Consider the following 12,643-nt stretch of genomic DNA (forward strand, 5'->3'; position numbering starts at 1 on the left):
CATCAGAACGTATCGAGCGAATAAATGCGCCGGTGTTCCTTGATCGCATACCGGTCCGTCATCCCGGCGATGTAATCCGCGATCTTGCGCGCCTGTTTCATGGTGTCGCCGGATGCCACCTGGTAATCCGGCGGCAGCAGCACGGGATCGGTCATGAAGGCGTCGAACAGCTCGTGCACGATGCGACTCGCCTTCACGCGCATGCGGTTCACCTGGTAGTGGCGGTACAGGTTCGCGTGCAGGAAGCGCTTCAGTGCCGTCGTCTCCTCGCGCATCTTCCGGGAGAAGCGGATCAAAGGCGGACCGGCACGCACGTCCTCGATGCTCTGCGGCGAAGCGTCCGCCAGCAGCTCGGCCGACGTCGCGGCCAGGTCGGCCGTCATCGCCGTGATCATCAAACGGATCGTCTCGTACAGCTCGCGCCGGCCCTGCAGGCCCGGGTACTGCCGCACGACCTCGCGGTGCAGGCGCGCGAACAAATCCACCTCTTCCATCTGCTTCATCGTCAGCAGGCCCGAACGCAGGCCGTCGTCGATGTCGTGGTTGTTGTACGCGATTTCGTCGGCCAGGTTCGTCAGCTGCGCTTCCAGGCTCGGTTGCGTCCTGTCGATGAAGCGCTGGCCGAGGTCTCCCAGCTGGCGCGCGTTCGTCAGCGAGCAGTGCTTCAGGATGCCTTCGCGCGTCTCGAACGTGAGGTTCAGGCCATCGAAGGCGCCGTAGTGTTCCTCGAGATGGTCGACGACGCGCAGGCTTTGCAGGTTGTGCTCGAAGCCGCCGTAGTCCTTCATGCAGTCGTTCAGCACGTCCTGGCCGACGTGGCCGAAGGGCGTGTGCCCGAGGTCGTGCGCGAGCGCGGTCGCTTCGACGAGGTCTTCGTTCAGGCGCAGGCTGCGCGCCAGCGTGCGCCCGATCTGCGCCACTTCGATCGAGTGCGTGAGGCGGGTGCGGAATAAATCTCCCTCGTGATTCAGGAAGACCTGGGTTTTATACTCGAGCCGGCGGAACGCGGTCGAGTGGATGATGCGGTCGCGGTCGCGCTGGAATTCGCTGCGCGAGCCGGGCGACGGTTCCGGATGACGACGCCCACGGCTCTTCGACGACTGCGCCGCGTAGGGAGCCAGGTGGGCGTCGAAGTCGATCATGACGAGCAGGCCTGCAACGTGGCGTCGAGCAGTTCGCGCGGCGCGTTCGTGATGCTCGGGCTGCCCAGCGGTTTCAGGAGGATGAACTTGATGGCGCCGCCCTCGTTCTTCTTGTCGACTTCCATCAGCTCGATCCAGCGCTCGATGCCCAGGTCCGGCGCGACGACCGGCAGCCCGGCCGCCTTCACGAGCGCGCGCACGCGCTCGAGCGCGGCGTCGTCGATGAGGTTCAAACGGCGCGACAGGTCGGCCGCCATCACCATACCGCAGCCGACGGCCTCGCCGTGCAGCCACGCGCCATAGCCCAGGCCCGCCTCGATGGCGTGGCCGAACGTGTGGCCGAAGTTCAGCACCGCGCGCAGGCCGCCTTCGCGCTCGTCGCGGGCGACGACGTCGGCCTTGATCTCGCACGAGCGCGCGATCGCGTGCGCGAGGGCCGCGTGGTCGCGCGCCACCAGTTTCCCGATGTTCGCCTCGATCCAGTCGAAGAACGGGGCGTCGAGGATGGCGCCGTGCTTGATGACTTCCGCCAGGCCGGCCGACAGCTCGCGGTCCGGCAGGGTGTCGAGCGTGGCGGTGTCGGCGATCACGGCGCGCGGTTGATAGAACGCGCCGATCATGTTCTTGCCCAGCGGGTGGTTGATGCCCGTCTTGCCGCCGACCGAGGAATCGACCTGCGCGAGCAAGGTGGTCGGGATCTGCACGAACGGCACGCCGCGCATGTAGGTCGCGGCCGCGAAACCGGTCATGTCGCCGATCACGCCGCCGCCCAGCGCCACGAGGGTCGTCTTGCGGTCGCACTTGTTGGCCAGCAACGCGTCGAACACCTCGTTCAGGCTCTCCCAGTTCTTGAACTCCTCGCCGTCGCGCAGGATGATGGGCACGACCTCGCGGCCGGCCGCCCGGAGCGGGCCCGCAACCTTGTCCAGGTACAGCGGGGCGACGGTGGTGTTGGTGACGATGGCCACCTTGCCGCTGCCGCCGATGTGACGGTTGAGTAAAGAAGAATCGTCCAGCAGGCCGCGTCCGATCGCGATCGGATAGCTGCGGTCGCCCAGCTCGACGTTAAGAGAGATGCATGCCTGTTCGTTCATTGTCGTCTTTGCGTTGGCCTGCTCGCGCGCGGCGTTGTCCGCGTCGAGCTGGTCCAGGATTGTCTGAACCATCGATTGTACGTTAGGTCGGCCCGTGTCGATGACCATGTCGGCGATCTCGCGGTACAGCGGCTCGCGCTGCGCGGTCAGGTCTTCCAGCTTCCTGCGCGGGTCGGCCGTCTGCAGCAGCGGGCGGTTCTTGTCGTGCGCCGTGCGCGCGAGGATGCTGGAGACGCTCGCGCGCAGGTAGATCACGGTGCCCCGCTCCGCCAGCAGCGCGCGGCTGGCCGGGTTCAGCACGGCGCCGCCGCCGGTCGCCAGCACGATGCCGTTCTGCGCGGTGAGTTCGCGGATCACGTCGGCTTCGCGGCGGCGGAAGCTGGCCTCGCCCTCGATCTCGAAGATCCACGGAATCGTGGCGCCCGTGCGCGCCTCGATCTCGTGGTCGGAATCGATGAAGGTCATGTCCAGGCGCCGCGCCAGCAGGCGGCCGATGGTGGTCTTGCCGGCCCCCATCAGGCCGACGAGGAAGATGTTGTTGTTCTTACAGTCAGACACGTGTACGCGTTCAAATAAAAACGGCCAGGATATCCCTGGCCGCTTTGTTGCAATTGGGCATCCCTTAAGAAAACTTATGGGCAGGTGAACGACAGTTTAAACGGAATACTGGTTACGGAGCCAGCGGGCGTCGTGACCGTGACGTTGAACTTGGCCGTGGACGGTCCCGTGCAATTGGTCGGGCTCGTGCTGCCGACGCTGAACAAATGCGTATAGCCCTGCGGGATGCTGCCCACCGTCAGGCCGGTCGGATCGTCGACGGCGCTGTTCGTGTGCGGCGCGACGCTCGGCACCGTGGCGGGCACCACCGGCGCCGCGTTGCCGCCGAGCATACCCGTGATCGCGACCGTGGAATTGGCCGGCATCGGGTTGTTGTTCACGTCGTTGAACTGCAGCCGGAAGCTCTTGGTCGCACTGGACGGCAGGGTGCCCAGGTCGATCTCGCCGCTCGCCAGCGGCGTGGGGCTGGCGTCCATGTAGACGTATTTGACGGCGCTGCCGCTCATGAAGATCGCGGTCCGGGTGTAGACGGTATTCGTGCCGTCCGTCGAGCTGGCGCAGATCGTGGCCAGGCCGGGGCGGGTCGCGTCCGGGGTGGCGGCGTTGCACGGCGTGGCCGGCGTGCCCGGGATCGCGACGCGCGGCGCCTGGGTGCGGAACGCGACCGAGCAGACGCCGTTGACGGTGTTGCAGCCGCCTTTGTCGGACGAGCCGATGGCCCCCATGTTCGTCTGGAACACGACCGGCGTGCCGTCCGGGACCGGGTTGCCGAAGGCGTCGGCCACCATCACCTGCACGGTCGTGGCGGACGGGTTGTCCACGCTCCAGCCCTCGACGTTGAACGAGCCCGAGCTCAGCGAGAACCCGCGCTGCGCCGGCAGGCCGGTCGTCACGACGATCGAGTCGGACAGGGTCGAGATGTCCGGACCGCCGTTGGTGCCGGTGCCCTTCAGCGTGGCCTGCACGCGGAACGACGTCGGGGTCGCGCCCGAGTTGACCGTCGTGACCACGCTGCCGGTGGCATCGGTCGTGTCGCTGGCCTTGTTGATGACGACGTCGGCGCCCGCGGGCACCGGCGTGAAGTCCACGCGCTGGCCGGCCAGCGGATTGCCGAAGATGTCGACGACCTTGTACGTCAGGATCGCGGTTTCGGTGCGGCCGTTGCCGCCGTTGCCGCGCACGACGATCGATTGCGTGGTCGGCGTGGCGCCCACGAACTGCACCGACGCGGCGGCCGGCGGCGCGATCGCCAGCGTGGCCGACGCCGACTTGGCGATGCCGGCGGCCGTCACGGTGATGATGTCGTTGTTGGCGCAGCCCTTGTCGCGGTAGACCGTCTGCACGGTGCCGTTATTGGTCGGCACGGTCGCGGCCAGCGTTGCCTTGCCGGCCGTGACGCACGCGGAGCTGAAACTGACGTTGACCTGCTGGTCCGTGTACTTGCTGGAACCGTTCAGCACGTCGACCGACAGCACGGTCGAACCGTAGGCCTGGATGCTGGCCGGGCTGGCGGACAGGGTGCCGAACGTCAGCGTGGTGGCGCCGACGGAATAGTTCGCGGTGCCGCTCACGGTCGTGCCGGCGACGCTCGACGTGGCGGTCACGGTGCCCGCGCCGCCGGAGGCCAGGCTGGCGGCGCGCATGCTGACCTTCGCGACGCCGTTGACATCCGTGAGCGCGGTGGCGGCGGTCGGCGAGAACACGGCCAGCGTGTTGTCGGTGGCGAAGGTCACGATCGCGTTCGGCACGGGCTTCTTGTCCGCGTCCAGCACGGTGGCATTGACGGTCAGCAGCGTGGCGCCGGAGAGCGCATTGGTCGACGCGCCGGCCGCGTTCGTGAAGCCCACGGAGACGGTGGGCGCCGCAGGGGTGGTCGTGCCGCCGGTACCGCCGGTGCCGCCGGTCCCCGTGCTGCCGGAACCGGAGCCGGTCCCGCCGCTCACGGCGCCCGGATTGCCGCCGCCGCCGCCGCATGCGGTCAGCACCATGGCCATCAGCAGGCCGGCCACGCGCATGCCGTGGCGCGCCGTGGAGTCGTTCTTGAAGTCGTTCATGTGTGGGTTCTTGTTGATGATTCCGTCAATGACCGTTCTGCAGGCGCTCGGCCACGATCTTCGGCGTGATGAAGACGAGCAGCTCGGTCTTGGTGTTCTGGCGCGACGTCGACTTGAACAGATTGCCCACGACCGGGATGTCGCCGAACAGCGGCACCTTGTTGTCGTTGCGGGTCTCGGTCATCTGGTAGATGCCGCCCAGGACCACCGTGCCGCCGTTCTCGACCATCACCTTGGTCTTCACGTGCTGCGTGTTGATGGCGAAGCCCGACGCGGTCGCCTCGCCCTTCGAATCCTTGGCCACGTCCACGTCCAGCACGACGTTGCCGTCCGGGGTGATCTGCGGCGTGACTTCCAGCTTCAGGTTCGCCTTCTTGAACGTGACCGACGTGGCGCCGCTGCTCGTGGCCTGTTGGTACGGCAGCTCGACGCCCTGCTCGATGATGGCCGGGACGTTGTCCTCGGTGACCACGCGCGGGCTGGAGATGATCTTGCCCTTGCCGTCCGCTTCCAGCGCGGACAGTTCCAGGTTGAGGAAGCGGTTCGCCGCCGACGAGAACAGGGAGAATGCGATCGACGGCGCATTCGTGCCGTTGATGCCGGCCGCCGGCAGGTTCACGAGCGTGGTGTTGGTGTAGCCGTCGCCCTTGTCCGGCGTCTGGCCCGTGACCTGGCCCACGCCCGTCAGGTTGCCGCCGATGGCCACGCGCTGGTTGCCGCTGACCTGGTAGCCGGTGTCGCCGCCGCGCAAGGTGCGCAGGTCGGCAAAACCGAGCTTGGCGCCGAGGTTGCGCGAGAAACCGTCGTTCGCTTCCACGAGGCGCGCCTCGACGAGCACCTGCCTGGTGGCGATGTCGGTCTTCTGGATCAGTTTGCGGATGTCTTCGATCTTCGACGCGATGTCCGTGACGAACAGCTGGTTCGTGCGCGGGTCGATGATGGCGCTGCCGCGCTTGGACAGCACGCGGTTCTTGCCGCCGCCGTCGCCGCTGGCGCCGCCGTTCTGGTCGAGGCCGAACACGGTGCGGAACGACTCGGCCTTCTGGTAGTTCAGCTGGAAGATCTCGGAGCGCAGCGGTTCCAGGTCGGAGATCTGGGCCTTCTGCTCGAGCTCCAGTTTTTCCTTGGTCAGCAGTTCTTCCTTCGGCGCGATCCACAGCACGTTGCCGTTCTTGCGCATGTCGAGGCCCTTGGCCTGCAGGACGACGTCCAGCGCCTGGTCCCACGGCACGTCCTTCAGGCGCAGCGTGAGGTTGCCGGTGACGGAATCGCTCGTGATGATGTTCAGGCCCGAGATGTCGGCGATCGCCTGCAGCGCCTGGCGCACCTCGACGTTCTGGAAGTTGAACGACAGCTTCTCGCCGCGGTAGCCCGCGCCGCCTGCGCCGCCGGCCGGCCGGTTCGGATCTTCCTTGACGGGCTTGACGTCGATGACGAGCTGCGTGTCGCTCTGGTAGACGCTCTGCTCCCAGTTGCCGTGCGCTTCGACGACCATGTGCGTGTTCTCGCCCTTGGTCGTCGTCGTGATGCGCGACACGGGCGTGCCGAAGTCGGTCACGTCCAGGCGCCGGCGCAAGGTCGGCGGCACGCCGGTTTTCATGAAATCGACGAGGATCTGCGAGCCGACCTGGCGCACGTCGACGGCGACCTGGCCGTTCGGCAGGTCGACGACGATGCGGCCTTCGCCATGGGTGCCGCGGCGGAAATCGAGATCGCGCAGCAGCGGCAGGCTGGCCGGGACTGCGCTTGCCGCGCGGGCCGGCTCGCCGGCGGCGTCGATGGCGCGCGCGGGCGCGCCCGAGCCTTCGACGGTGACGATGACATCCTTGCCGTCGACGGCGGTCGCGTAGTTCAGCACGCGCTTCAGGTTCAGCACGAGACGCGTGCGCTCGCCCGCCTGCACGACGTTCACGCCGCGCACGTCGCCCAGGTTGATGTCCTGGACGTTCTTGCCGGTGGCGTTGGCGGTGGCGCCGAAATCGAGCGCGATGCGGGCCGGGTTGGTGATCGAAAAGCCGATCGGCAGCTGCTTTGGCGGCGCCTTCATGCCCACGCGGACGACGACGTTGCCGCCCTGCTGGTTGGCGCTGATCGACTCGATCGCGTTGTCCTGGGCCCAGGCGCACACCGTGGCAAGCGCCAGCAGCATGCCGCCCGCGGCGGAAAGGAATCGGGTCATTTACGGTTCTCCTTGGTTTGCAGCTCCAGCTTCGTCATGCGTTGCGTCCATTCTCCGGCGGCGTCCTGCACCACTTCGCGGATGTCCACGGCGTCCTCGCCTACGTGCGTCACGACGCCGAAGTTCTGGCCGATGCGCTGGCCGGCCTTCACCTGGTACAGCGCGCGTTCGATCTGCAGCAGCGCGAAGCGCGTGCCGCCCTTTTCCATCGTGCCGACCATCTGCATGGTGTCGAGCGGGAAGGTCTCCAGCTGCTCGCGCGGGCGCTGCAGGTCCGGCTGGTTCGGGTTGTTCGACGTCGCGGCCGTGCGGGCCAGTTCGCCCAGCAGCTTGTTCGCATCGAACGGGTCGACGGCATCCTTCGCGCCGTACGCGTAAGGCAGGAAGTCCTTCGGCTCGGGCAGCGGCTTCACGGCCGGGCGCGTGTCGCGCTTGACCTGTTCCATCCAGTCGCGCACTTCGCGCACGTCGGAATCGCCGCAGCCGGCCAGCAGCAGGGTCGCCATCAGGGCGCCGATCGCGATGCGCGGGCTCATGCCTTCCCCTTCTTGGCGGTCTTCTTCGCCTTGCGGGCCTTGGCCTGCGCATCCAGTTCGTCCTGGTCGAGGTAGCGGAAGGTCTTGGCGATCGCGTCGAGCGACAGCGTGCCGTCCTTGCCGGCGGTGAGCGCCAGGTTGTTCAGGGTGACGATGCGGGGCATCCTGGCCATGTCGGCCGCGAATTCGCCGATGTCGTGGTAGTGGCCCGTGACCTTGATGTCGATCGGCAGCTCGGCGTAGTAATCCTTGACGACGACCTGGCCCGGCTTGAACAGTTCGAACTGCAGGCCGCGGCCGATGCCGGCCTGGTTGATGTCGGACAGCAGCGCGGCCATCTCGGCCTTGCTCGGCAACTGCTTTTCCAGGCGCTCGACGTAGCGGTTCACCTGCTGCTGCTGGGCTTCCAGCGCGTCCAGGTTGATCGCCTGCGCCATCTTGACCTTGTAGTCGTCGCGCAGCTTGAGTTCCTGCGCGGCCAGAGCGGCCTGCTCCTCGAACTGGCCGCTCCAGTAAAAGAAGTAGCCGAGGCCGAGGACGGCCGCCATCACGCCGGCCGCGCACAACAGGCGCGGCGCCAGCGGCCACAGGCCGGGATGGCGTCCCTGCAGGCCCTCGAACTGGGCGGCCAGGTCGGCGAAAGACTGTTTCAGATCGATGTTCATGACTTGGTGCCCGCGCTGTTACCCGATTTTGTCGTGGACGGCCTGGCGTCCTTGTCGTCGTCCTCGGCGCGGGCGCGCTTGATCGCGACGTTCAACGTGAATTCGACGACCTTGCGGCCGGTCTTGCTCTGCGCGAGCGTGGCCGCGCGCACCTCGGTCAGGTCCGGGCGCTCCAGCCACGGCGAGCTGCCGGACAGGTTGCGCAGCAGCTCCGCCACGCGCTCCTGCGACTGCGCATAGCCGTTCAGCAGCACGCGCTGGCCGTCCTGCTTGAAGCTTTTCAGGTACACGCCGTCCGGCGTCTGGCGCACCAGTTCGTCGAGCAGGTAGACGGGCTGGTTGCGGTCGCCCTGCAAGTCCTCGACGGCCTGCTGGCGCGCCTTCAGCGCCTCGATCTCGGCCTTCAGGCTGGCGATCTTGCCGATCTTCTTGTCCAGTTCCGCGTTGGCGTTCTTGAGCACCAGGTTGCGTTCGTTCTGCGTGGCGATGCGGCTGGCGTTGTACGCGCCGACGAGCAGCACGAGCGCGACGCCGACCAGGCCGCCCAGCGCCAGCAACGCGATGAACGCAGCCTGTTTCTGCTTGCGCTTCGCTTCCCGGTGCGGGAGCAGGTTAATGCGGATCATCAGCCGAACCTCCGCAGTGCCAGGCCGCAGGCGACGAGATAGCCGGGACCGTCCGTGCGCAGCTGCTGCTCGCGCACGGCGGGAGCCAGCTGCATGCCGGCGAACGGCGCCACGACGGAGGTCGCGATGCGCGTGCGGCCCGCGATGATGTCGGGCAGGCCGGGCAACTGGGCGCTGCCGCCGGCGAGGACGATCTGGTCGATGCGCGTGTACGGCGTCGACGTGTAGAAGAACTGGATCGCGCGCGTGACTTCCAGCGCGGCGTTTTCGAGCCAGGGCGCCAGCAGGTCGGCGCGGTAGTTGTCCGGCAGGTCGCCCGTCTTCTTGCGCGTTTCCGCTTCCTCGAACGACAGGCCGTAGGCGCGCACGACGTCCTGCGTGAGCTGCACGCCGCCGAACGGCTGCTCGCGCTCGTAGACGGTGTCGCCGTTCTGCAGCACGGAGACGTGGGTCGCGTTGGCGCCGATCTGGAACAGCGCGACGATGCGGTCGCGCGGACCGTTGTCGTTGTCGAGGAGGCGCTGCAGCGCGGCGCGGGCGGCGTACGATTCGATGTCCATCACGGTGGCCGTGAGCCCGGCCGCTTCGGCGATGGCCACGCGGTCCTCGACCTTTTCGCGGCGCGCGGCGGCCAGCATCACTTCCATGTCCTCGGGCGAACTGGCGACGGGGCCGATCACGTCGAAGTCGAGGCTGACCTCGTCCAGCGCGAACGGGATGTACTGGCTGGCCTCGGACTCGACCTGCACTTCGAGCTGGTCTTCCGGCAGGCCGGCCGGCAGGATGATCTTCTTGGTGATGACGGCGGCCGGCGGCATGCCGAGCGCCACGTGCTTGATGCGGGTGCCGCTCCTCTGCACGACGCGGCGCACGGCGTCCGACACCGCGTCGATGTTCTCGATGTTGCCGTCGACGACGGCGCCGCGCGGCAGCGGTTCCGCCGCATGGCGCTCCAGCCGCAACTCACCCTTGCCGCCGTCGGACAACTCGACCAGGCGCACGCCGGACGTACTGATGTCGAGCCCGACGAGCGGCGGGCTCTTTTGTCCGAACAAGGAACCTAGACTGATCACGAGCGCACTCCCCTATCTGCTGCTTCTTTGAACGCCCGCTTGGGGAACTGTTGAAATGGTAGAAATACAGTGCATATATATCAGGCACGGTATTGAATCGTAGCAATACTGATGTATGAGGACAAGAAATTTCTACACGGGAACATAATAGTGCGCAGCATGAAAACGACACTCCTTTCACTCTGATATCAATCAATCTTGCCTCTGTTTTCACACCTATTGTCCGCTTGTCACGCCGTGCCTCAGATACAAGCGTGACTTATAATGAAATGGATCAATAAAGCGACCGACATTACGCATGAAAGCATCCCAAAACGGGGCCAGCCCCGCGCCGCAGTCTCCTTCGCCGAAGCACACACCCAAGCGCATCCTCCTGACCCTCCTCGCCACGCTGGCCGGTCTGGCCGTCTGCGGGGTGCTCGTGGTCGTGTTCGCGCTGGCGATGGCGTACCCGAACCTGCCCGCCCTCGACACCCTGACCGACTACCGGCCCAAGATGCCGCTGCGGATCTTCACGGCCGATAACGTCCTGATCGGCGAATTCGGCGAGGAGCGCCGCACCCTCGTCCACTTCAAGGACATCCCGGACGTGATGAAGAAGGCCGTGCTGTCCATCGAGGACGACCGCTTCTACGAACACGGCGGCGTGGACTACTGGGGCATCCTGCGCGCGGCCATCCACAACGCCACCGGCGGCGCGCGCCAGGGCGCGTCCACCATCACGCAGCAGGTGGCCCGCAACTTCTTCCTGTCGTCGGAGCAGACCCTCAAGCGCAAGGCGTACGAGGCCCTGCTCGCGTACAAGATCGAAAAGAACCTCACCAAGGACCAGATCCTCGAGGTTTACATGAACCAGATCTACCTGGGCCAGCGCGCGTTCGGCTTCTCGTCGGCCGCGCAGATCTACTTCGGCAAGGATCTGAAAGACATCTCGGTCGCGGAAGCGGCGATGCTGGCCGGCCTGCCGAAGGCGCCGTCCGCGTACAACCCGGTCGTCAATCCGAAGCGCGCGCGCGTGCGCCAGCAGTACATCCTGCAGCGCATGCACGACCTGCGCTACATCACCGACGCCCAGTACGAACAGGCGAAGAACGAGGAACTTAAGATCAAGATGGACAGCACGGCGTTCGGCGTGCATGCGGAATACGTGGCCGAGATGGCGCGCCAGCTCGTGTACGAGCAGTTCAAGGAAGACACCTATACGCGCGGCCTGAACGTGTTCACGACGATCACCAAGGCCGACCAGGACGCCGCCTACCTCGCGCTGCGCCGCGGCGTGATGGACTACGAGCGCCGCCACCCGTACCGCGGCCCGGAAAAATACATCGAGATCCCGTCCGCCAAGGGCGAAGCCGACGAAGCGATCGAGGCGGAGCTGGCCGAGCATCCGGATTCGGACGGCATCGTCGCGGCAGTCGTGATGGCGGCGTCGCCCACGCAGGTGAAGGCGGTGCTGGCGTCCGGCGAGGACATCACGATGACGGGTGCCGGCCTGGCGTTCGCCCGGGACTGGCTGTCACCGAAGGCGGCCGAGACCCGGCGCCTGCGCCGCGGCGCCGTCATCCGCGTCATGCAGGACGACGATTCGTCATGGCGCATCACGCAGATGCCGGAAGTGGAATCCGCCTTCATCGCGGTGAGCCCGGACGACGGCGCGATCCGCGCGCTGGTGGGCGGCTTCGACTTCAACCGCAGCAAGTTCAACCACGTGACGCAGGCGTGGCGCCAGCCGGGATCGTCGTTCAAGCCGTTCATCTATTCGGCGTCGCTGGAGCGCGGCTTCTCGCCCGCCACCCTGATCAACGATGCGCCGATCTCGTTCGACGCGGGTGCGACGGGCGGCCAGGCGTGGGAACCGAAGAACTACGACAACAAGTACGAAGGCCCGATGACGATGCGGCGCGGCCTGACCAAGTCGAAGAACATGATCTCGATCCGCATCCTGAACAAGATCGGCGCCCGCTACGGCCAGGAATACGCGACGCGCTTCGGCTTCGATCCGGACAAGAACCCGCCGTACCTGACGCTCGCGCTGGGCGCGGGTGCGACGACGCCGCTGCAGATGGCCGGCGCCTATTCGGTGTTCGCCAACGGCGGCTACCGCATCAGCCCCTACATCATCTCCAAGGTGACGGATGCCGACGGCAAGGTGTTGTCGGAAGCGCGTCCGGACCGCGCCGGCGTCGAAGCGAACCGCGTCATCGACGAGCGCAATGCGTGGCTGATGGACAGCATGCTGAAGGACGTGGCCCGCTACGGCACGGCGGCGAAGGCATCGCAGGTGCTGAAGCGCACGGACATCGCGGGCAAGACGGGGACGACGAACGATTCGATCGACGCGTGGTTCGCCGGCTACCAGCCGCACCTGGTGGGCATCGCGTGGATCGGCTACGACCAGCCGCGCAACCTGGGCAACAGGGAAACGGGCGGCGGCCTGGCGCTGCCGATCTGGATCGGCTTCATGCAAAAGGCGCTCAAGTCCGAGCCGGTGGTCGAGCGTCCGGTGCCGCCGGGGCTCGTGCAGTACGGCGACGAGTACTATTACGCCGAGAATCCGCCGGGCACGGGCGTGCAGTCGCTGGACGTGGGGCCGGTGGCCCCGGCGGCCGAGCAGAAGTCGCGCGACGCCGTGCGCAACGAGTTGTTCTGAAACTGTCGGAAGTCTTTACAGTTGAATTGCTCGCTTGGAACACTGTTCGTTCAAGTTGTTGTTTCT

Annotated in this window: 9 protein-coding genes; 1 reads left to right on the plus strand and 8 read right to left on the minus strand. The window is 66.5% G+C overall.

The annotated features are described in order from the left end of the window. Window positions 1-2: 2 nt before the first annotated feature. The 8 genes from ACL58G_RS02095 to ACL58G_RS02130 form a co-directional block, all read right to left on the minus strand. On the minus strand, window positions 3-1,142 hold the full coding sequence (locus ACL58G_RS02095) for a deoxyguanosinetriphosphate triphosphohydrolase (RefSeq protein ID WP_440964903.1): 1,140 nt from the start codon (window positions 1,140-1,142) through the stop codon (window positions 3-5). Then, the gene (aroKB, locus tag ACL58G_RS02100) at window positions 1,139-2,752 is read right to left on the minus strand and encodes a bifunctional shikimate kinase/3-dehydroquinate synthase AroKB (RefSeq protein ID WP_440967939.1); all 1,614 of its coding nucleotides are present in this window, start codon (window positions 2,750-2,752) and stop codon (window positions 1,139-1,141) included. Before aroKB ends, ACL58G_RS02095 begins: the two co-directional genes overlap by 4 nt. Window positions 2,753-2,868: 116 nt before the next feature. Further along, on the minus strand, window positions 2,869-4,848 hold the full coding sequence (locus ACL58G_RS02105) for a hypothetical protein (RefSeq protein ID WP_440964905.1): 1,980 nt from the start codon (window positions 4,846-4,848) through the stop codon (window positions 2,869-2,871). Between the two features lie 25 nt (window positions 4,849-4,873). After that, complete coding sequence (gene pilQ, locus ACL58G_RS02110; protein WP_440964907.1) at window positions 4,874-7,027, minus strand: type IV pilus secretin PilQ; 2,154 nt, start codon at window positions 7,025-7,027, stop codon at window positions 4,874-4,876. Continuing rightward, entirely contained in the window at window positions 7,024-7,563 is a 540-nt protein-coding gene (locus ACL58G_RS02115; RefSeq protein WP_440964908.1) for a pilus assembly protein PilP, read from the minus strand. Before ACL58G_RS02115 ends, pilQ begins: the two co-directional genes overlap by 4 nt. After that, window positions 7,560-8,228 (minus strand): type 4a pilus biogenesis protein PilO, encoded by a 669-nt coding sequence (locus ACL58G_RS02120; protein ID WP_413386163.1) that lies wholly within the window; start codon window positions 8,226-8,228, stop codon window positions 7,560-7,562. The genes ACL58G_RS02115 and ACL58G_RS02120 overlap by 4 nt, the downstream gene beginning before the upstream one ends. Further along, window positions 8,225-8,854, minus strand: a complete 630-nt coding sequence (locus ACL58G_RS02125; protein WP_440964909.1) for a PilN domain-containing protein — start codon at window positions 8,852-8,854, stop codon at window positions 8,225-8,227. Before ACL58G_RS02125 ends, ACL58G_RS02120 begins: the two co-directional genes overlap by 4 nt. Beyond that, complete coding sequence (locus ACL58G_RS02130) at window positions 8,854-9,927, minus strand: pilus assembly protein PilM (RefSeq protein WP_440964910.1); 1,074 nt, start codon at window positions 9,925-9,927, stop codon at window positions 8,854-8,856. Before ACL58G_RS02130 ends, ACL58G_RS02125 begins: the two co-directional genes overlap by 1 nt. Window positions 9,928-10,225: 298 nt before the next feature. On the opposite strand from ACL58G_RS02130, the gene ACL58G_RS02135 reads away from it, so the two are divergent. Then, complete coding sequence (locus ACL58G_RS02135; RefSeq protein ID WP_440964912.1) at window positions 10,226-12,577, plus strand: penicillin-binding protein 1A; 2,352 nt, start codon at window positions 10,226-10,228, stop codon at window positions 12,575-12,577. Window positions 12,578-12,643: the final 66 nt, after the last annotated feature.

This window comes from Massilia sp. GER05, from assembly GCF_052056005.1.
Classification (GTDB): Bacteria; Pseudomonadota; Gammaproteobacteria; order Burkholderiales; family Burkholderiaceae_D; genus Telluria; species Telluria orientalis.